The following is an 18,372-nucleotide window of genomic DNA, read 5'->3' on the forward strand; positions in this document are numbered from 1 at the left end:
TCCAACCGTAAATATATCGACTCCACAGGGATCGCTCGCTTACAGTCCCGTCATGCGTGCGCCATGCATGCAGCCGGCCCGGTTCCGGCACGCCAGACCCGATTGAAAGCGATCCATGTTTTTCCCCTCCACCGCCGTATCCCTTCCCGCTGCTTGCGCCGGCGCCGTCCTGCTTGCCTTCATTGGCACCGCCGGCGCGGCCAGCGCTGAAGCGACCAGTTCCACCTGGACCTTTTCCGGCTTCGGCACGGTCGGCGCGGTGCACTCCGATGAGCGCCAGGCAGACTACACCGCCTCCATCCTGAAGGCCGACGGTGCCGGCCGCACTTCGCACTGGAGCGGCGACGTCGACAGCAAGCTGGGCGGCCAGCTCGACCTGCATATCGATACGCGCTGGTCGGCCGTGCTGCAGGTCGTGACCGAGCAGCGCCTCGACTACAGCTACCAGCCGCGCGTGGAATGGGCGAACCTCAAATACCAGGTGACGCCGGAGCTGGCCTTGCGCCTCGGCCGCATCGCCCTGCCGATGTTCATCGCCGCCGACTACCGCAAGGTCGGCTATGCCTATCCCTGGGTGCGCACGCCGCTCGAGGTTTACGGTGTCCTGCCGCTCACTAACAGCGACGGCGCCGACCTCAGCTGGCAATGGAACGGCGAAGCGCTGCGCAGTACCACGCAACTGTTCTATGGCCGCACCAACATCCCCTTGTACGACGGCGCGCGCCTGCGCGGCCGCGGCATCGCCGGCGTGTCGCACACGGTCGAGCAAGGCGCGTTCAGCGCGCGCGCGTCGATCATCACCGCGCGCCTGTCGGTCGGCCTGTTTCCCGCGCTGTTCGAGGCGTTCGACGGCTTCGGGCCGCAAGGCCGCGACATCGCCCGCCGCCTGCGCGTGGACGACAAACGCGCCTCGGCAATGAGCGTCGGCCTGAACTACGATCCGGGCCAGTGGTTCGTGATGAGCGAAGCCGGGCGCAGCAAGGTCGACGGCTATCTCGGCAGCACGCGTTCCGCCTATCTGAGCGGCGGCTGGCGGCACCGCAACCTGACGCCGTATGCCACCTGGGCCCGGGTCTGGGGCCGCCTGCCCGATGGACCGACCGCGCTGACGCTGGACGGCCTGGCTCCCGCCTATGCCGCCGGCGGCGCCGCCTTGAATACGTCGCTGGCGGCGATGATGCGCGCCGTGCCCTCGCAGTCGACGCTGGGCGCCGGCCTGCGCTGGGATCTCGCGCCGAACTTCGCGCTCAAGCTGCAGCACCAGCGCGTTACCACGCGCAACGGTTCGCGCGGCATGTTCATCAATTCGGTGCCCGACTACCAGTCCGGACGCACGGCGCAGGTGACCAGCGCCGCCCTCGACTTCGTGTTCTGAGGGGCAGCCATGCGATTTCGATCCGCGAGGCTGCTCGCCTCCATCCTGCTTGCATGCTGCGCCGCCCTGGCACAGGCCAACGACCTGGTGGTGGTCGTCTCGGCACGCAGCCCGGTCGAGGCGATGCGCGCCGACCAGGTGGCGGCCATCTTCCTCGGCCAGGCCCCGCGCTTCCCGAACGGCGCCGTCGCCACCGCGCTCGACCAGCCGCTCGGCTCCGCGCAGCGCGACGAGTTCTACCTGCGCGTGGCCGGCAAGACCCCGGCCCTGTTGAAGGCCTACTGGTCGAAGATGGTGTTCACCGGCCGCGGCCAGCCGCCGCGCGAGCTGGCCGGCAGCGCCGCCGTGCGCAAGGCGGTGGCCGAGGATCCGGCCCTGATCGGCTATATCGAGCGCGAGGCACTCGACCCGTCGGTGCGCCAGGTCCTGCTCGTGCATTGAAAGGACACGCATGCTATCGCTTCCCTCCCCTCCGCGGCGCAAGGCGCCAGGCTCCCGGCTGGCGCGCTGGCTCGGGCGCGGCCTCGACACGCATATCTCGCTGCCGCTGTTCGCCGTGCTGCTGGTCATCGGCTTGTGGATCCTGACGCTGCGCGTGATCGACGCCGACCGGGCCGCCGCGACAGCCGCGGTGCATGCGGCCACGCTCGAGCGCATCGAGACCTACGAAGCGCAAATGTCGCGCAGCCTGAACGGCATCGACCAGACCCTGAAGGTGCTCAAGTACGCGGTCGAACTGAACGGCACGGCCGGCGCCCTGCCGGCCCTGCGCGAACAGGGCCTGCTGCCGCCGGGTTTGGTGTTCGTGGTGGCGATCGCCGACCGCGACGGCCGCGTCGTCGCCAGCAATCCCGAGGCCAGGGCGCACGACGTCTCGGGCACCGCCTATTTCCTCTATCATCGCGACAATAACCTCGGCCTGCCTTTTGTCGGCGCGACCGTCGGCGACAGCATCAAGTCCGAGCCGCACCTGCATTTCACGCGGCGCATCAACGATCGCGCGGGCCGGTTCGCAGGTATCGCCATCGTCGAAGCCGATCCGTCCTATTTCACCAGCGCCTACGAGCGCTCGCGCGACGGCGAGCAGGGCATGCTGGGCCTGGCCGGCCTGGATGGCCTGATGCGCGCGCTGCGCGTCGGCGACAGCGTCAGCTGGGGCCAGCGCATCGAACTGGGACATACGGATGGCGGTGTCGCCCTGCACAAGGGTCCGGACGGCGTGCTGCGCTATACCAGCGTGCAGCGCCTGCACGGCTTCCCGCTGGCGATCGTCGTCGGCCTCGCGCGCGACGAGCAGTTCGCGCCCTTCAACGAAAAGCGCCAGACCTTCCTGGCCGCAGCCAGCGGCGCCAGCGCCCTGCTGCTGCTGGTGGTGGCCGTGGTCTCGGGCTGGGCCTGGCAGCTTGCGCGGGTGCGCCGGCGCGCACGCCGCGCCCAGGAAACCTATGCCGCCGCTTCCGAAGGCAGCCTGGACGCCTTCTTCGTGCTGCGCGTGGTGCCGGGTCCGGGCGGCACGGTGGCCGACTTCGCGGTCGAGGCGACCAACTCGCGCGCCGAAGGCATCATCGGCCTGCCGCGCGCCGAGATGCAGGGCATGCTCCTGTGCGACATGCTGCCGCATTACCGCACCAACGGCATCTTCGACGACATCGCCCTCGTGGCCCTAGACGGCAAGCCGCGCGAAGGGGAGTGGCAGGCTTCCTCGCGCGAGGCGCGCGGGCGCTGGCTGCACCGCCAGGTGGTGGCGGTCGAAGACGGCGTGGTCGTGATCGTGCGCGACATCACCGAGCGCAAGCAGGTCGAGGAACGCATCTTCCACATGGCCCACCACGACGAGCTGACCGGCCTGCCGAACCGGAACCTGATGCACAACCGGATCGAGGGGGCGATCCGCAATGCCGCGCGCCAGGGCAGCGCGGTGGCGCTCGCCTTCGTCGACCTGGACGGCTTCAAGCTGGTCAACGATGGCCTCGGCCACAAGGCCGGCGACGAGCTCTTGAGGGTGGTCAGCAAGCGCATGGGCGCCTGCCTGCGCCGCAACGACACGCTCGCGCGCTTCGGCGGCGACGAGTTCGTGATCCTGCTGCCGGACCAGAGCCACGATCCGCAGGCGCTCGCGCCGCTGCTGGAAAAGATCCGGATCGCCGTCACCGAGGAGATCGAAGTCGCGGGCCAGGCGGTGCAGGTCAGCTGCAGCATGGGCGTGGTGATGTACCCGCGCGACGGCATGGATGCCAGCGCCTTGCTCATGAACGCCGACGCCGCGATGTACCGCGCCAAGGACCTGGGCAGCAACAACTTCCAGTTCTACGCGCGCGAGATGAATGCCAGCGTCGAGGAAAAGCTGGTGCTGCTCGATGGCCTGCGCAATGCCGTGCAGGCGACCTTCGAGGGCGCCGACAACAACGGCTTCCGCCTGCTGTACCAGCCGAAGGTCGACCTGCGCACCGGGCGCCTGTTCGGGGTCGAGGCCCTGATCCGCTGGCAGCATCCGGAACACGGCATGGTGCCGCCGCAGCGTTTCATCGGCCTGGCCGAAGAAAGTGGATTGATCGTGGAAATCGGCGACTGGGTGGTGCGCGAAGCCTGCCGCCAGGCGCGCGCCTGGATGGACGCCGGCCTGCCGCCGGTGACGATGTCGGTGAACGTCTCGGCGCGCCAGTTCGAGGAATCGCGGCTGGTCGATCGCGTCGCCGCCGCCCTGCGCGACAGCCGCCTGGCGCCGGAACTGCTGGAACTCGAAGTGACCGAAAGCCTGATCATGCGCGACCTGCAGAAGTCGGTCGCGAAGATGCGCGAGCTCAAAGCGATGGGCGTGTCGCTGTCGATCGACGACTTCGGCACCGGCTACTCGAGCCTGTCCTCGCTGAAGACCTTCCCGATCAGCCGCCTGAAGATCGACAAATCATTCGTGAGCGAACTGGCCGACAACCCGGACGACCAGGCGATCGCGATGGCGGTGATCTCGCTCGGCCACAAGCTGAACCTGCGCGTGATTGCGGAAGGCGTCGAGACCGAGCAGCAGCGCGCTTTCCTGCGCGAGAACGAGTGCGACGAGATGCAGGGGTATTTGTTCAGCAAGCCGGTGACGGCCAGTGCGATCGAAGATATGCTGGAGGCGTACGCGCTCGAACTGGAGATGTAGGGGTCATTGAGGCCACTGGCCTCAATGCCCCCTACGGTGCGCAACCGTCTCGTAATTTTTTCACCAGCGCATCCGCATCTGCATCCACGTGCATCAGGCCAGCATGCCCTTCACGCACGAAGCCCTCGTCCACCTGGTGCTGGGCGAATTTCACCAGTCCATCGTAGAAGCCGTCGACATTCAGCAGCCCGATCGGCTTGGCGTGAATTCCGAGCTGCGCCCAGGTCACCATCTCGAACAGCTCTTCCAGCGTACCGAAGCCGCCCGGCATGGCGATGAACCCTTCGGACAGCTCGGCCATCATGGCCTTGCGCTCGTGCATGTCCTTCACCACGAACAGCCGCGTCAGGCCGGCATGCCCCACTTCGCGCTCGACCAGGGCGCGCGGGATGACGCCCGTGGCTTCGCCGCCCAGCCGCAATACTTCGTCGGCGATCACGCCCATCAGGCCGACCTTGCCGCCGCCGTAGACGAGGGCGATGTTGTGCTCGACCAGCACGCGCGCGAGCTCGCGGGCGGCGTCGGCATACAGGGGTTTGGCGCCGTTCGCGGCGCCGCAGTAGACAGCGATCGATTTCATGGGTATCCGGTCATCAGACAGGCTCGCGGCCTTCGTCCGGCAGTTTTTTAAGGTATTCCTCGCTCAGCTTCTCGAACAGCAGGCTGGTATCGCCGCGCAGGTAAGGACCGAGCATCGACAGTACCTGGTAGCAGCCGCGCGCGAGGGCGTCGGCGATGGCCTGCTGCTCGCTGTACTTGCGCGGATTGCGCACGTATTCGTAGGACAGCCAGTAGGTCGCCACCACCACCATGTTGGTCGCCATCGCGCCGATCTGCTGGTCGCTTGCTTCGAGCGATTGTTCGCTGCGCAGGTCTTCGCACAGCTGGCGCGCGACCTTGATCTTGTGGGCGAGGATGGCCTTGAAGTGCAGTTCGAGCTTGCGGTTGCGCGACAGCAGGTCGTTCAGGTCGCGGTAGAAGAAGCGGTAGCGCCAGATCAGCTCGAACATCAGGTGCAGGTAGAGCCAGACGTCTTCCATGTTCGAGCGCCGTCCCGCCGGCACCGTCAGGATGCGCTCGATCTCGGCCTCGAACTGCACGAAGATCGAGTTGACGATGTCGTCCTTGTTGCGGAAATGGTAGTACAGGTTGCCCGGCGAGATATTCATCTCCTCGGCAATGACGGTCGTCGTGATGTTCGGCTCGCCGAACTCGTTGAACAGCCTGAGCGAGAGCTCGAGGATGCGTTCACGGGTACGGCGTGGAGCTTTTTGTAGCATGGATGGCGGTCTGAATAGGGTCACCCGCAAGCATATCATCGAACCGCACCCCAACGGCAGTGCGGCCGGGCATGGCTAGCCGGCGGTGCCGCGCTTCGCGGCGGCGGATTTGGTGGTGGGGCGCTTCGCTGCGCTCGTCTTGGCCGGGATCCTGGCGGAAGGCTCGGCGGGCGCTTTCCTGGCGGCCGGCGCCTTCTTCGCCGCGGCCTGGCGCATCTGCTCGCCCGCCAGCTCGGCCAGCATCCGTTCCAGCTCGTCGATGCGGTGGTTCAGCGCTTCCATTTCGCTGCGCGCCGGCACGCCGATGGTGGCCAGGGCGCGCGCCACGCGCTCCTCGAACACCTGCTCCAGCTTGCCCCAGGTACCCGATGCGCGCCGGCTCGAACGCTCGGCCTTGCGCGCGACGGTCTCGGTCGCATCCTCGACACTGCGCGCGCGCTTCTGCAGCTCGCTGCCGTCGCGCACCAGACGCGTAAATTCACGTCCACCCGCCTGCTGGGCCTTGGCAAAGGCGCCCAGGCCCGCCTGCCAGATCTGCTGGGCCGAGCTGCGCACCGCGCGCGACAGCTCTTCCTCTTCCTGCTCGAGTTCCTTGATATTCTTCGTCATCGCTTCGTCATCGCTTCGTCGTCAATTCGGGGCATTCATCCGCATTTTAAACGCTGGGGCGCGCTTCAAGGGCTTCACGCAGCAGCGCCAGCAAACGATCCGCGCGCCAGGGCTTGCCAACGAAGGCGTGCGCAGAGCCGTCCGTCAGCGCCGCGGCGATCTCCGGATCGTCGCCCGCGCCGGAAAGCAGGATCCGGAAAGCGCCGGGCGCCAGGCGGCGCGCCTGCGCCAGCAGCGCGGCCCCGCTCATACCCGGCATCAGGTGGTCGCTGACGATGGCCGCGACACGCTCATGCGCCAGCAGGTCCAGCGCCGCCGCGCCGGAGGCAGCCGTCAGCACGCGCCAGCCCTGCCCCTGCAGCGCGTCGGACAGCATCTCGAGCATGAAGGCGTCGTCGTCGACCAGCAGCAGCACCGGTTCCGTCTCGGCACGCGGCTGCAGCCGGCCCAGCTCCTCCATCACGGTATCGAGCACGCGGCCGTTGCAGCCGAGCGCCACATGGCCGACGCCGCCCAGCGCGATGTTGCGCGCGCCCTCCAGCACGCTCGAGGTCTGCGGCGAGACGATGTTGTCGTGGTGGCTGAAGATGGAGGTGATCAGCGCGCGCCGCGCCGCGTCCTCGCTCGCGCCGAGTTCGCGCAGCCAGTCGTTGGCCTCCCCCTTGGCACGCCGCATCTGGGCCGCGTTGGCGCCCGGTCCGAAGTTGGCGAGGCTGGTGCCGTGGTGCGGCGTGCCCAGCGTGATCAGGCGCGCCACGCGTGCGCTGCCGTGTGCCCGCATCCAGGCGCGCGCCACCAGGCCTCCCATGCTGTGGGCGACGATTGCCACCTGCGTCGCGCCGGTAGCCGCGCACAGCTCCTCGACCGCGGCCTGCAGCGCCGGCACGTAGCCGTCGATCGGGCCGCCCACCGGTTCCAGGTCGACGCTCGCATGGCTGATCGCGTTGCGGTCGAGGCGCGGCACCAGGTAGCCCCAGATGCCGCTGTTGCAGCCGTAGCCGTGCACCAGCAGCACCGGCACCGCACGCGAGTCGGGATAAATGCGGCGGCAGGCCGTGGCACGCGGGATCAGCCAGGAGGTGCACAGCATGCTGGTCCGGAATTCTTCCGCCAGCAGGCGCAGGCGCGCCGCCGGGGTCAGGTGGAAGTCCGGCGGCGTCGGGCTGGCGAAGCAGGCGCTGAGGACAAAATTGTTCATGTTGATCGCCAGCCGCACCAGCATCACGCAGGCCAGGCCGAGCGCCAGCGCCGTCCAGGGCGCGGCGCCCCACCAGTGCCGGGCCGCGAACGCGATGCCGGCGGCGCCGGCGAGCTGCAGCAGCAGCAGGCATTGTGCGATGCGGCGCGCGCTCACGTTTTTGCTCACGCTGATGCGGAGACCCGCAGTGCGGGCTTGCCGGTCAGGCTGGCCGCCAGGACGCTCGCCAGGCGCGCCGTGATGCCGTAGATCGAGAGCTGGGGATTGGCGCCGATCGAAGTCGGGAACAGCGAGCCGTCGTGCACCGACAGGTTGGCAAGGCCCCGGTAGCGGCCGTCCGGCGCCGTGACGCCGCGCCGCTCGTCGCCCGCCATCGTGCAGCCGCCCATCACGTGGGCCGACGCCACGCGCGTCATGTGCAGCTGCTGCGGCAGGGCGGCGATCTCGCGCTTCGCCTCGTTCCAGCTCGCATACTCGCGCGCCGTCTCGTGCGCTGGCCGCACGGCCCTGGCGCCGGCCGCGAACTGGATCTCGGCCATCGTCAACAGCGCGCGGCGCGCGCCGTCCCACAGGAAATCGTTGAGCGGATAGTCAAGCACCCCTGCCCCGTCCTTCAGCTGCACCGCGCCCCCTGCCGACTGATCGTGGAAGCCGTCGCGCAGCAGCGCCAGCATGCCCTGGATGTGCGGGAACTGCTGCATGAGCGCGGCATGCCCCTGCCCGAAACCGTTCAGGGTCGTCGACAGCAGCACCGGATGCAGCGGCGGCGCTTCCAGTTTGTAGCCGATGGCGCCGTCGATCGGCGCCGTGTGCAGGAAGTGATCGGAATATACGGTCTGCGGCGCGCCGGCCCAGGCGTCGACGCGCTGCGGGAAGATGCCGGCCGAGATCAGGGTCGGGTGCAGGAAGGTGCGTTTGCCCAGCAGCCGATGCGGATCGGGCGCGCCCGAACGCATCAGCAGGGCCGGGGAATTGATCGCACCTCCCGCCACCACGAAGTGTTTCGCGCGCAGCCGCAGCACGCGCCCGGTGGGCGCCACGCCGTCCGCGCCCAGTGCGCTGCACAGCAGTTCGTCGGCACGCCCGCCGCGCAGGACAAAGCGCTCGGCACGTGCACGCGTGACGAGGGTTGCGCCATGGTCGAGCGCCGATGGAATCGTCGTCACCAGCATCGACTGTTTCGCATTCGTCGGGCAGCCCATGCCGCAATAGCCCAGGTTCCAGCACCCGTTGACGTTGCGGCGGATGAAGCCGGACTTGATGCCGAGTTTATCCGCGCCGCGTTTCAACAAGTCGTTGTTCTCGTTGGGCGGCGCCTGCCAGTCGCCCACGTGCAGGCGCGCTTCCATCATCGCGAACCAGGGGGCGAGGGTCTCGCTGTCGTAGCCGTCCAGGCCGAAGTGCTCGGCCCAGTAGTCGAGCGTCGGCGCCGGCGTGCGAAAGCTCGAGGTCCAGTTGACCGTGGTCGAGCCGCCGACCGTGCGCCCTTGCAGGATCTTGATCCCCTTGTCGAGCGTCTGGCGCGCGGCCGACTCCTGGTACAGGCCAGGATAGGCATCGGCCTCGCGCATCCTGAAGTCGGACGACGAGCGCAATGCGCCCTCCTCCACGATCAGCACCCTCAGGCCCGCCAGCGTCAGGATCTCGGCCGTCACGCCGCCGCCGGCGCCGCTGCCGACGATGACGACGTCGGCCTCCAGCGTGCGGTCGGTGTCGAGCTGCGCCGCGTCGACGATCTTCCAGCCGCGCGCGAGGCCGGCGCGCACCGGGTCGGGGATGATGCCCTTGGCCACAGTCAGGGGAATGGATTTTGCGCTCATGTCAGGACAGTTCCTTCATCGGGCCGGGATAGCCGATCGCGGCCCAGGCGGCCGGCTGCGCATACCAGGCGCCGAGCGAGAGGTCGTGCAGTGCGCTGTAGGCGGTGCGCAGCAGGGCGAAGCGGTGCAGGCGCCAGTCCTGCAGGAAGGAGGCGACCTGGTGCGGATCGGCGTTCTCCCAGCCGCCGGAGACGCCCGTCAGCAGGCGCCGCGCCGGCGCCAGGGCCAGCAGGCCGAACAAATCCTGCACTTCCTTCTGCACCGCGAGCGGCAGGTTCGAAATCGCCGTATGGACGCCCTCGATGGTGCCGGCGACGGCCGCCTTGCGCCCGGCCGGGTCGAGCGGCAGCGCACCCGCCAGCATCGCCGGGACGATGGCCCCGAGCGCGGCGCGCGCTTCGCCGTCGAGGACGAAGCGCTGCGGGCGCGGCGACTGCACGGCGCGGTAGATGCCCCCGCCCGCGGCCAGCACCAGCGCGCCGAGCGCGCCGGCCTTCAGGAAGGATCTGCGGTTGGTCTCCATCTGGCGTCCTTGTTGTTGTGGACGTAGTGTACGACAGCCGGCCGCGATCGCGACGGGGCCAGACTAGAGGAAATCGTCGAGATGCGGTCAAACGGCGACGTGCAAATGTGCTGTGCATACGCCCCCGCGCCTTGCACATTTTGTTTGCATACTGCCACCGGCGCCGGATACCGCAGCGTACAAGCCTTCTCAGCGGCGCCATGGGCTTGTACCATAGCGTCATTCAGCTCGACTACGAAAGCCTTTCATGATCATCAATTCCCGCCTCAGCCTCCCCTTGCGCGCCGTTTGCCTCGCCCTCTTCGCTGCCGCCTGCGCCCTGCCGGCCCAGGCCGCGAGCACCGCGGCCTCCTCGGCGTCCAGCGCCGGCTCGGCCTCCTCGGGCAGCGTGTCCGATTCGATCGGTGCGTCGAGCAACAGTTCGGGCGACGATAAACGCGTGGCCGCCGGCCGGTACCGCGTGATCGACATCGCCGCCGCGCCCGGCAAACCGGGCACCACGCGCATGACGCTGCAGGCAGCCGACGCGGGCGCAAAGGACGCCATGCGCGAATTCACGCTCGACGTACCGAACCGCGCACTGGCGGCGCGCGAAGTGAGTAAAGGCGAACTGGTGCAGGTCAATGCGCGCGAATACGGTTACGAGTTCGCGCACGCCGACACGAAGCAATCCTTCTTCCTGGCGCTGGAAGACAGCTGGTACCGCGAACTGGGCTCGCAAAAAGTCGCGATCTGATGCCTGGACGCCTGCGGCCGCTCATTGCCGCCCTGGCCTTCTGTGCCGGCGGCAGCGCCTGGGCCGGCATCCCGACCTTCTGCGAACGTGGCAAGGAAATCAGCGCTGCCGACCAGGACCGCGTGCTGCGCTTCGCCGGCGTCGTCAAGCGTGAGCTGGAACGTTCCGGCAGCAAGGTCGCCCTGGTCTCGCGCGCCGGGCTCGACCTGAGCCGTTTCGGCCTGCTGTATTCGCATGCCGGGATCGCCCTGAAAGACAATCCCGGCAGCCCCTGGGGCGTGCGCCAGCTCTATTACGCCTGCGACGAATCGCGCCCGCGCCTGTTCGACCAGGGCGTCGCCGGTTTCGCCCTTGGCGCCGAGGCACCCGGCAGCGGCCACATGTCGCTGGTCTTCCCGCCGGATGAAGACGGCGCCCTGCTGGAACGGGCGGCGCTGGACAAGCCGCTCGCCCTGTCGCTGCTGGCCGGCCGGTACAGCGCGAACGCCTACGCCTTCGGCACGCGCTACCAGAACTGCAACCAGTGGGTGATCGAACTCCTCGCCAGCGCCTGGGGCAGGATGGACGGCGGCGGCGGCGACGCGCGCGCGCAGGCCCAGTCCTGGCTGCGGGACCAGGGCTATGCGGCCGGCCCGGTGAAAGTGCCTTCGCACGCGATGATGTTCGCCGGCCAGTTCGTGCCGCTGCTGCACGTGGACGACCATCCGCTCGACGATGTCTACGCGCTGGCGCTGCAGGTCAGCGTGCCGGCCGCGATCGAGGCCTTCGTGCAGCGCCGGCTGCCTGCGGCCAGGCGAGTGGAGCTCTGTCACGACAAGGGCCGTATTGTCGTGCATCGCGGCTGGGAGCCGCTCGGCGCCGACTGCCGTCCGATGCCCGGCGATGAGGTGATCTCGCTTGAGCCAGATCAAGTTGAAGCGCAAGTCGGGCAGCCCTGAGAGAACGCCGGCCCGTGCTTAACGGGATCTTCACACCGCGCCCCGCAGGCTGTGGCTTTTCCTCGCAAGAGACGACGCCATGAACAATCTGCAAAAGAAATACGTCGACGCGCACATCAGCCAGCAGAACGCGGACTGGACCTTCGAGAACATCAGCGCCAATTTCGACGAGCACATCCTCAAATCCATCCCCCTGTACCGCGAAGGGCACCAGCTCGTCTCCTACTACAGCGATTTTTTCCTCAAGTCCGATAGCGTGGTGTACGACATCGGCTGCTCGACCGGCACCATGCTTGCCCAGCTGGCCGGACGCCATCCGCTGAAAGAACAATTGCAGCTGATCGGCATCGATTGTGTCGCGGACATGATCGACCGCGCGAGCCGGCTGACCGAGCGCGACCCGCGCCTCTCCTTCATCGAGGCCGACGTACTCGATGTCGAGTTCCTGCCCTGCGACATGATCATCGCCAACTACACCGTCCAGTTCCTGCCGCCCCGGGTCCGCCAGGTCCTGATCGACCAGATCTATCGGGCCCTGAACTGGGGCGGGGCATTTTTCATGTTCGAGAAAGTGCGTGCGCCCGACGGGCGTTTCCAGGACTACGCGAGCCAGGTGTATGTCGAATACAAGCTGGACCAGGGCTTCACCGAAGCGGAAATCCTGAACAAGTCGCGCAGCATCAAGGGGGTGATGGAACCGTTTTCGAGCCAGGGCAACGCCGACATGCTGCGGCGCGCGGGATTCGAGGACCTCGTCACCGTGCACAAATATGTGTGCTTCGAAGGTTTCCTTGCGATCAAATGAGCAAACTGAATGTCCGCGTCGGGAACTTCCTGTTCCGCTACCGTAACGGCCTAGGCCCCCTCCTGTTCCTGCTGGCCCTGCTCGCAGGCCGGCCCGGCTTCCCCGGCGGACGCGCCGACCTGAACCTGCTGCTCGACTGTGCCGGGATCGCGCTGGCTCTGGCAGGCCAGCTGCTGCGCATCGTCACCATCGGTTTCGAATACATCGAACGCGGCGGACGCAACCGGCAGGTGTATGCCAGCAAACTGGTGCAGGGAGGGGTCTTCGCGCTATGCCGCAATCCGCTCTACCTGGGCAACCTGCTGCTGGCCGCCGGACTGGCGCTCGTCGTCCATTCGGTGGCCTTCTATCTGCTGGTCCTGCCGCTGGTGAGCTATGGCTACGTTGCGATCGTCGCCGCCGAGGAAGCGTTTCTTGGAGAGAAATTCGGTGCCGAGTATGCGCAGTATTGCAGGCGCGTCAACCGATGGCTGCCCCACCTGCACGGCTGGCGCGCGGCGGTCGGGGGCATGCGCTTCAACTGGCGCCGCGTGCTGGTGAAGGAGTACAACACGGTGTTCGTCGTGCTGTTGACGCTGGCCGCCGTCAAGCTGTGGGCGGACTACCAGGTGCTCGGCAGCCCTGCCCTGCCCCCGCCGGCCGGCATGGTAAGCGCCTTCATCGCCTGGCTGGGAGGCTATCTGGCGGTGCGCACGGCGAAGAAAACGGGCTACGTCAAACCCTGAACGGGCCGGCCCGGCGCTTGCCTCGTTATCGCCTGCGCTCGCTGAACGACGAGGACACAACCCGGTTGATCAGGGGAGCGTCGGCGCCGGCAAGCACCAGGAAGGTGCGCGCTGCCTGGGCGCCGGCGATGCGCCGGATCGCATCCGCCCGGTACACGGCTTGTGCCAGTGCATAATTTTTTCGGGCATAAGAGGAAGCGATTGGAGGCGCTTGACTGATTAGATGAGCGCCTTGGTTGGCGGCCGGGTTATAACTTGCTGTTTCCAGCTCCAGCGATAGTGCGTTCATAGCCATGTCGATGTGTTAGCCGTTAAGCCGTGGTGTTCGGAAGTTGAGCCGATTTACAGGCCCGGCAGGTCATCGAAGACAAGGCCTGCCAACTCAAAATCGAGCGCAACCGGAAACGCCGCCTGGTCCCAACCGGCTTGCCAATCAAGCCTTGTCGGGGAGCCAGACGTCGTGTGTTTGCCGGATGATAATAGTTGAGTTTTTCGAAACGCGGCGCGCGTTTGGCAGGCCGGAACATGCCGCTAGCGCTTGAGGATCTGCCTGGCGATCCCGCGCAGGATATTCACCTCTTCCGTCTCCAGCTGCGTGCGCGAAAACAGCCGTTTCAGACGGGGCATCAGCTTCTTCGGATTGTCCGCATTCAGGAAGCCGATCGATACCAGCGCTTCTTCCAGGTGCGCATACATGCCCTCGATCTGGGTCAGGCTGGCGGCCTCGCCGTGGAAGCCGACCGGGGTCTCGGGCACGGCGTCGCCAATGGCGCCCATCCGGCACTCATAGGCGAGCACCTGCGCCGCCTGCGACAGGTTCAGGGAGGAGTAGGCCGGATTGGCCGGAATGTTGATCAGCACATTGCACTTCTCGACGATGTCGTTCGGCAGCCCGACCCGCTCGTTGCCGAAGACCAGCGCCGGCCGCAGTTCGACCTGCCCTGCAACGTGTCCGGCAAAGGCGCGCGGCGTCCATACCGGCGGAGAGAATTCGCGCAGGCGCGCCGAGACCGCGGCGGCAAAGTTGCAGCCTTCGAGCGCGTCGGCCATGCTGCCGACGACCCGCGCATTGGCGAGCACGTCGCCCGCGCCGCTGGCAAAGGCGACCGCTTCCGCATCGTTCAGGAAGTCGGTGCAGCGCGGCGTGACCAGCACCAGGTCGGTAAAACCCATTGTCTTCATGGCACGGGCAACCGAGCCGATGTTGCCTGCGCGGCTGGTCTCGACGAGCACGAAACGGATGCCATGAGGCAGGCGATTGAAAAGAGACGTGTCGGTTTCGTTCGGGTTCATTTAAAATAGCGCTATCGCGCGGCGACGAGCAATTGAAATTTCGGCATCAAGGGCCGGGATTTTACCTACTTCGGCGCCGCCCTGCTCTTTAATTCAATTCATACTCGATGGCTCACGGCGTTTCATGCGCGGTGGGCGTCAGCGTTTTTTCAGGGAAAAAGCTAACATGCATCCAATGCTCAATACGGCCATCAAGGCCGCACGCCGCGCCGCCACCGTCATCAACCGCTCGTCCTTCGACCTCGACCGGATCGAAATCTCTGAAAAACAACACAATGATTTCGTGACCGATGTCGATGTGGCGTCCGAGCAGGCAATCGTCGAGACGCTGTTGAAAGCCTACCCTGACCACGCCATCCTCGGCGAAGAGTCCGGCCCGTCGCGCAACCTGAACGACGACAGCGAGTATGTCTGGATTATCGACCCGATCGACGGCACCACCAACTTCCTGCACGGCTACCCGAACTACTGCATTTCGATCGCGCTGCAGCACAAGGGCGTGATCACCCAGGCCGTCATCTATGACCCGGTCCGCAACGACCTGTTCACCGCCACCAAGGGCGCCGGCGCCTACCTGAACGACAAGCGCATCCGCGTCAAGAACCACGACCGCATCGGCAAGGCCCTGATCGCCGCCGGCCATGGTGCCGATCCGCGCGCGCTGGCCGAATACCTGCGCATGTATGAAGTCGTCGCCTCGCGCTGCCATGGCGTGCGCAGCAGCGGTTCGGCCGCGCTGGAACTGGCCAACGTGGCCGCCGGCCGCGTCGATGCCTATTTCGAAAAAGGCTTGAAGATCTGGGATATCGCGGCCGGTTCCCTCTTGGTGACCGAAGCGGGCGGCATCGTCGGCGAGTTCAACGGCGAGTCCTCGTACCTGAACAAGGGCGACATCATCGCCGCTGGTCCGAAGGTGTTTGCACAGATGATCCCGCTGATGGTCCCTTTCGCCTGATTAGCGTAAAATAGCGTTCTACCTTGCCGCCGTGACGCAGTGCACACGGCGGTATCCCATGCCTTCCAGTATTTCCACTGCGCAACAAAATCACTATAATGCTCCGGCTTGACGGCTGACCGCGCTTTGCGTGGCCCGCATGCCCTGCACCCTTTCCGATCCTGGCGCCGCTTGCGCCGGCGGCGGAATCAACCTCATCAGAAGAAGCTCACTAATGTCATTTGCTACCCTCGGCTTGTCCGATGCTATCGTTCGTGCCGTCACCGAACAGGGCTACACCGTTCCGACCCCGATCCAGGCGCAAGCCATTCCCGCCGTGCTCGGCGGCGGCGACCTGCTGGCCGGCGCCCAGACCGGCACCGGCAAGACCGCCGGCTTCACGCTGCCGCTGCTGCAGCGCCTGTCGACCGACGCCGTCGGCGCCGCGCAGAAAAGCAAGAACTCGCCGCGTGCGATCCGCGCCCTGGTCCTGACCCCGACCCGCGAACTGGCGGCCCAGGTCGAGGAAAGCGTGCGCCTGTACGGCAAGTACACCAACATGAACTCGGCCGTGATCTTCGGTGGCGTCGGCATCAACCCGCAGATCAAGCTGTTGAAGACGGGCGTCGACGTCCTCGTCGCCACGCCGGGCCGCCTGCTCGACCACGTCGGCCAGCGTACCGTCGACCTGTCGAAAGTCGAGATCCTGATCCTGGACGAAGCCGACCGCATGCTCGACATGGGCTTCATCCACGACATCAAGAAAGTGCTGGCCGTGCTGCCGCCGAAGCGCCAGAACCTGCTGTTCTCGGCCACTTTCTCGGACGAGATCAAGGCCCTGGCCGACAAGCTGCTGAACAACCCGGCGTCGATCGAAGTGGCCCGCCGCAACTCGACCGTGGAAGTCATCGCCCAGAAGATCCACCCGGTCGACCGCGACAAGAAGCACCCGATGCTGTCGCACCTGATCAAGGAAAACGACTGGAGCCAGGTGCTGGTGTTTACGCGCACCAAGCACGGCGCGAATAAACTGGTCGAGCAGCTGGGCAAGGACGGCATCGGCGCGATGGCGATCCACGGCAACAAGAGCCAGACCGCGCGTACCAAGGCCCTGGCCGAGTTCAAGGACGGCAGCCTGCAGGTGCTGGTCGCGACCGACATCGCCGCGCGCGGCATCGACATCGACCAGCTGCCGCACGTGGTCAACTACGACCTGCCGAACGTGCCGGAAGACTACGTGCACCGCATCGGCCGTACCGGCCGCGCCGGCGCCACCGGCGAAGCCGTATCGCTGGTCTGCGTCGACGAGCACCAGATGCTGAAGGATATCGAAAAGCTGATCAAGCAGACGCTGCCGCGTCACGTGATCCCGGGCTTCGAGCCTGACATGAACGCCAAGGCCCAGCCGATCCAGCTGCGCAGCGGCGCGCCTGGTCACGGTAACCGCGGCGGCCGTCCAGGCGGCGGTGGCGGCCGTAGCCAGGGCCAGGGCCAGCCGCGTAGCGCGGCAGGCGCCGGCGGCGGTGCACGTCCTGCGGGCAATGGCGGCGGCCGTCCGGCGGGTGCCGGCGGCGGCGCAGGCCGCAGTGGCAACGGCAATGGTCCGCGTCCGGCGTCCGCGCCGCGCACGGGTGGCCGCGGCCGCTAAGCCCGACGCTTTTGGCAGGAACGACAGCCCGGCATTGCCGGGCTGTTTTTATTTGTGCATGCGCCGTGACGCACGATTGCGGGTTCGGGCGCGCTTGGCGGCGTGGTGCTACGATAGCGGGCTGTCAACATTCGAGACTGCCATGCCCAAATTCGCCGCCAACCTGAGCACGCTGTTCACCGAGCTCAGCTTTCTCGACCGCTTCGCCGCGGCGCGCGAGAACGGGTTCGACGCCGTCGAATTCCTGTTTCCCTATGCCTGCGAACCGGAATGGATCACCGGCCGCCTGGCGCGCTACAACCTCGAACTGGTGCTGCACAATCTGCCGCCGGGCGACTGGGCGGCGGGCGACCGCGGCATGGCCTGCGATCCGCGCCGTATCGGCGAATTCCAGGACAGCGTCGAACTTGCCCTCGATTACGCGGAAGAACTCGGCGTCAAGCAACTTCACTGCATGGCCGGCAAGCTGCCGCCGCACGTGCCGCGCGAACGCGCCCACGCCACCTATGTGACCAACCTGCGCTTCGCCGCCGCCGCGCTGAAGGAAAAAGGGATCGCCCTGCTGATCGAGCCGATCAACGACCGCGACATGCCCGGTTATTTCCTCACCGGCTCGCGCCAGGCCGCCGCCGTCATCGCCGAGTGTGGCGTCGACAACCTGTTCCTGCAATTCGACATCTATCACATGCAGCGCATGGAGGGCGACCTCGCCCACAGCCTGCGCGAACTGCTGCCGCTGATCCGCCATATCCAGCTGGCCGACGTGCCGGGCCGGCACGAACCGGGCACGGGCGAAATCAACTACCCCTACCTGTTCCGCCTGCTGGACGAGCTCGGCTACGACGGCTGGATCGGCTGCGAGTACAACCCGCGCGCCGGGACGCTCGAGGGACTTGGCTGGCGCGATGCCGCCAAGGCCTGGACAGGCGGCACGGCCTGAGGCAACATTGTCTTCTTATAAATAAGGAGATCATCATGATCCAGGGACTGCGCACCGTCATCTATCCGGTCACGCAACTGAACGAGGCGACCGACTGGTACCGCCGCGTGCTCGACAAGGCACCGTATTTCGAGCAGCCCTTCTATGTCGGCTTCGAGGTCGGCGGTTTCGAACTGGGCCTGATTCCCGACGGCGTGCCGGGCAGCACGGGCGCGACTGCCTACTGGGGCACCCCGGATGCCGCGGCCGAGCTGGCGCGGCTGGAGGCGCTCGGCGCCACGGTCGAGTCGCCGCTGGCGGATGTGGGCGAAGGCATCCGCGTCGCCACCGTGCGCGATCCCTACGGCAACCTGTTCGGCATCATCGAAAATCCCCGCTTCGATCGCAACAAGGTCGCCTGAGT

19 protein-coding genes are annotated in these 18,372 nt (G+C 66.7%); 11 read left to right on the forward strand and 8 right to left on the reverse strand.

The window, feature by feature from the left end:
- Positions 1 to 115 precede the first annotated feature (115 nt).
- The 3 genes from LPB04_RS21160 to LPB04_RS21170 are packed head-to-tail and all read left to right on the forward strand — an operon-like array spanning position 116 to position 4,520.
- Positions 116 to 1,375 (forward strand): hypothetical protein, encoded by a 1,260-nt coding sequence (locus tag LPB04_RS21160; protein WP_227496521.1) that lies wholly within the window; start codon positions 116 to 118, stop codon positions 1,373 to 1,375.
- 9 nt (positions 1,376 to 1,384) lie between these two features.
- Entirely contained in the window at positions 1,385 to 1,816 is a 432-nt protein-coding gene (locus tag LPB04_RS21165) for a type 2 periplasmic-binding domain-containing protein (protein ID WP_193686418.1), read from the forward strand.
- A gap of 10 nt (positions 1,817 to 1,826) precedes the next feature.
- Positions 1,827 to 4,520 carry a bifunctional diguanylate cyclase/phosphodiesterase gene (locus LPB04_RS21170; protein ID WP_193686419.1) on the forward strand — a complete coding sequence of 898 codons (2,694 nt, stop codon included), beginning with the start codon at positions 1,827 to 1,829 and terminating at the stop codon, positions 4,518 to 4,520.
- Positions 4,521 to 4,551: 31 nt separating this feature from the next.
- On the opposite strand, the gene LPB04_RS21175 is transcribed toward LPB04_RS21170, so the two are convergent.
- The 6 genes from LPB04_RS21175 to LPB04_RS21200 all read right to left on the reverse strand — a co-directional run bounded on the left by LPB04_RS21175 (position 4,552) and on the right by LPB04_RS21200 (position 9,950).
- Positions 4,552 to 5,100: an LOG family protein gene (locus tag LPB04_RS21175; RefSeq protein WP_193686420.1), complete on the reverse strand. Its 549-nt coding sequence runs from the start codon at positions 5,098 to 5,100 to the stop codon at positions 4,552 to 4,554.
- A gap of 13 nt (positions 5,101 to 5,113) precedes the next feature.
- Entirely contained in the window at positions 5,114 to 5,800 is a 687-nt protein-coding gene (locus tag LPB04_RS21180; protein WP_193686421.1) for a TetR/AcrR family transcriptional regulator, read from the reverse strand.
- Positions 5,801 to 5,875: 75 nt separating this feature from the next.
- Positions 5,876 to 6,409 (reverse strand): phasin family protein, encoded by a 534-nt coding sequence (locus tag LPB04_RS21185; protein WP_193686422.1) that lies wholly within the window; start codon positions 6,407 to 6,409, stop codon positions 5,876 to 5,878.
- 46 nt (positions 6,410 to 6,455) lie between these two features.
- Entirely contained in the window at positions 6,456 to 7,763 is a 1,308-nt protein-coding gene (locus LPB04_RS21190) for an alpha/beta fold hydrolase (RefSeq protein WP_193686423.1), read from the reverse strand.
- 8 nt (positions 7,764 to 7,771) lie between these two features.
- The gene (locus LPB04_RS21195; RefSeq protein ID WP_193686424.1) at positions 7,772 to 9,427 is read right to left on the reverse strand and encodes a GMC family oxidoreductase; all 1,656 of its coding nucleotides are present in this window, start codon (positions 9,425 to 9,427) and stop codon (positions 7,772 to 7,774) included.
- A gap of 1 nt (position 9,428) precedes the next feature.
- Positions 9,429 to 9,950 (reverse strand): twin-arginine translocation signal domain-containing protein, encoded by a 522-nt coding sequence (locus LPB04_RS21200; RefSeq protein ID WP_193686425.1) that lies wholly within the window; start codon positions 9,948 to 9,950, stop codon positions 9,429 to 9,431.
- A gap of 247 nt (positions 9,951 to 10,197) precedes the next feature.
- Here LPB04_RS21200 and LPB04_RS21205 point away from each other — a divergent pair, with 247 nt between their 5' ends.
- From LPB04_RS21205 to LPB04_RS21220, 4 genes are all read left to right on the forward strand, one after another.
- The gene (locus tag LPB04_RS21205; protein WP_193686426.1) at positions 10,198 to 10,686 is read left to right on the forward strand and encodes a hypothetical protein; all 489 of its coding nucleotides are present in this window, start codon (positions 10,198 to 10,200) and stop codon (positions 10,684 to 10,686) included.
- Positions 10,686 to 11,624, forward strand: coding sequence for a DUF2145 domain-containing protein (locus LPB04_RS21210; protein WP_193686427.1), 939 nt, complete (start codon positions 10,686 to 10,688; stop codon positions 11,622 to 11,624). Before LPB04_RS21205 ends, LPB04_RS21210 begins: the two co-directional genes overlap by 1 nt.
- Before the next feature lie 79 nt (positions 11,625 to 11,703).
- Positions 11,704 to 12,429 carry a methyltransferase domain-containing protein gene (locus LPB04_RS21215; RefSeq protein ID WP_193686428.1) on the forward strand — a complete coding sequence of 242 codons (726 nt, stop codon included), beginning with the start codon at positions 11,704 to 11,706 and terminating at the stop codon, positions 12,427 to 12,429.
- Complete coding sequence (locus tag LPB04_RS21220) at positions 12,426 to 13,154, forward strand: methyltransferase family protein (protein WP_193686429.1); 729 nt, start codon at positions 12,426 to 12,428, stop codon at positions 13,152 to 13,154. Before LPB04_RS21215 ends, LPB04_RS21220 begins: the two co-directional genes overlap by 4 nt.
- A gap of 25 nt (positions 13,155 to 13,179) precedes the next feature.
- Here the strand turns inward: LPB04_RS21220 and LPB04_RS21225 are convergent, their stop codons facing one another.
- Together LPB04_RS21225 and LPB04_RS21230 are read right to left on the reverse strand one after the other, a co-directional pair.
- Positions 13,180 to 13,443, reverse strand: a complete 264-nt coding sequence (locus LPB04_RS21225) for a hypothetical protein (protein ID WP_193686430.1) — start codon at positions 13,441 to 13,443, stop codon at positions 13,180 to 13,182.
- Positions 13,444 to 13,685: 242 nt separating this feature from the next.
- A complete protein-coding gene (locus LPB04_RS21230; protein WP_193686431.1) occupies positions 13,686 to 14,447 on the reverse strand; it encodes an RNA methyltransferase in 762 nt (253 codons plus the stop codon).
- Positions 14,448 to 14,622: 175 nt separating this feature from the next.
- Here LPB04_RS21230 and LPB04_RS21235 point away from each other — a divergent pair, with 175 nt between their 5' ends.
- The 4 genes from LPB04_RS21235 to LPB04_RS21250 all read left to right on the forward strand — a co-directional run bounded on the left by LPB04_RS21235 (position 14,623) and on the right by LPB04_RS21250 (position 18,370).
- Entirely contained in the window at positions 14,623 to 15,402 is a 780-nt protein-coding gene (locus LPB04_RS21235) for an inositol monophosphatase family protein (protein WP_193689130.1), read from the forward strand.
- Between the two features lie 214 nt (positions 15,403 to 15,616).
- Positions 15,617 to 17,029: a DEAD/DEAH box helicase gene (locus tag LPB04_RS21240; RefSeq protein ID WP_193686432.1), complete on the forward strand. Its 1,413-nt coding sequence runs from the start codon at positions 15,617 to 15,619 to the stop codon at positions 17,027 to 17,029.
- 142 nt (positions 17,030 to 17,171) lie between these two features.
- The gene (gene otnI, locus LPB04_RS21245; protein WP_193686433.1) at positions 17,172 to 17,969 is read left to right on the forward strand and encodes a 2-oxo-tetronate isomerase; all 798 of its coding nucleotides are present in this window, start codon (positions 17,172 to 17,174) and stop codon (positions 17,967 to 17,969) included.
- Between the two features lie 35 nt (positions 17,970 to 18,004).
- Positions 18,005 to 18,370, forward strand: a complete 366-nt coding sequence (locus tag LPB04_RS21250) for a VOC family protein (RefSeq protein WP_193686434.1) — start codon at positions 18,005 to 18,007, stop codon at positions 18,368 to 18,370.
- Positions 18,371 to 18,372 lie beyond the last annotated feature (2 nt).

The sequence above is a fragment of the Massilia litorea genome, from assembly GCF_015101885.1.
Taxonomy (GTDB): domain Bacteria; phylum Pseudomonadota; class Gammaproteobacteria; order Burkholderiales; family Burkholderiaceae_D; genus Telluria; species Telluria litorea.

Coding starts and splice junctions, on each gene's coding strand:
- LPB04_RS21160 (WP_227496521.1), top strand. CDS start 116: ATGTTTTTCCCCTCCACCGCCGTATCCCTTCCCGCTGCTTGCGCCGGC.
- LPB04_RS21165 (WP_193686418.1), top strand. CDS start 1,385: ATGCGATTTCGATCCGCGAGGCTGCTCGCCTCCATCCTGCTTGCATGC.
- LPB04_RS21170 (WP_193686419.1), top strand. CDS start 1,827: ATGCTATCGCTTCCCTCCCCTCCGCGGCGCAAGGCGCCAGGCTCCCGG.
- LPB04_RS21175 (WP_193686420.1), bottom strand. CDS start 5,100: ATGAAATCGATCGCTGTCTACTGCGGCGCCGCGAACGGCGCCAAACCC.
- LPB04_RS21180 (WP_193686421.1), bottom strand. CDS start 5,800: ATGCTACAAAAAGCTCCACGCCGTACCCGTGAACGCATCCTCGAGCTC.
- LPB04_RS21185 (WP_193686422.1), bottom strand. CDS start 6,409: ATGACGAAGAATATCAAGGAACTCGAGCAGGAAGAGGAAGAGCTGTCG.
- LPB04_RS21195 (WP_193686424.1), bottom strand. CDS start 9,427: ATGAGCGCAAAATCCATTCCCCTGACTGTGGCCAAGGGCATCATCCCC.
- LPB04_RS21200 (WP_193686425.1), bottom strand. CDS start 9,950: ATGGAGACCAACCGCAGATCCTTCCTGAAGGCCGGCGCGCTCGGCGCG.
- LPB04_RS21205 (WP_193686426.1), top strand. CDS start 10,198: ATGATCATCAATTCCCGCCTCAGCCTCCCCTTGCGCGCCGTTTGCCTC.
- LPB04_RS21210 (WP_193686427.1), top strand. CDS start 10,686: ATGCCTGGACGCCTGCGGCCGCTCATTGCCGCCCTGGCCTTCTGTGCC.
- LPB04_RS21215 (WP_193686428.1), top strand. CDS start 11,704: ATGAACAATCTGCAAAAGAAATACGTCGACGCGCACATCAGCCAGCAG.
- LPB04_RS21220 (WP_193686429.1), top strand. CDS start 12,426: ATGAGCAAACTGAATGTCCGCGTCGGGAACTTCCTGTTCCGCTACCGT.
- LPB04_RS21225 (WP_193686430.1), bottom strand. CDS start 13,443: ATGAACGCACTATCGCTGGAGCTGGAAACAGCAAGTTATAACCCGGCC.
- LPB04_RS21230 (WP_193686431.1), bottom strand. CDS start 14,447: ATGAACCCGAACGAAACCGACACGTCTCTTTTCAATCGCCTGCCTCAT.
- LPB04_RS21235 (WP_193689130.1), top strand. CDS start 14,623: ATGCTCAATACGGCCATCAAGGCCGCACGCCGCGCCGCCACCGTCATC.
- LPB04_RS21240 (WP_193686432.1), top strand. CDS start 15,617: ATGTCATTTGCTACCCTCGGCTTGTCCGATGCTATCGTTCGTGCCGTC.
- otnI (WP_193686433.1), top strand. CDS start 17,172: ATGCCCAAATTCGCCGCCAACCTGAGCACGCTGTTCACCGAGCTCAGC.
- LPB04_RS21250 (WP_193686434.1), top strand. CDS start 18,005: ATGATCCAGGGACTGCGCACCGTCATCTATCCGGTCACGCAACTGAAC.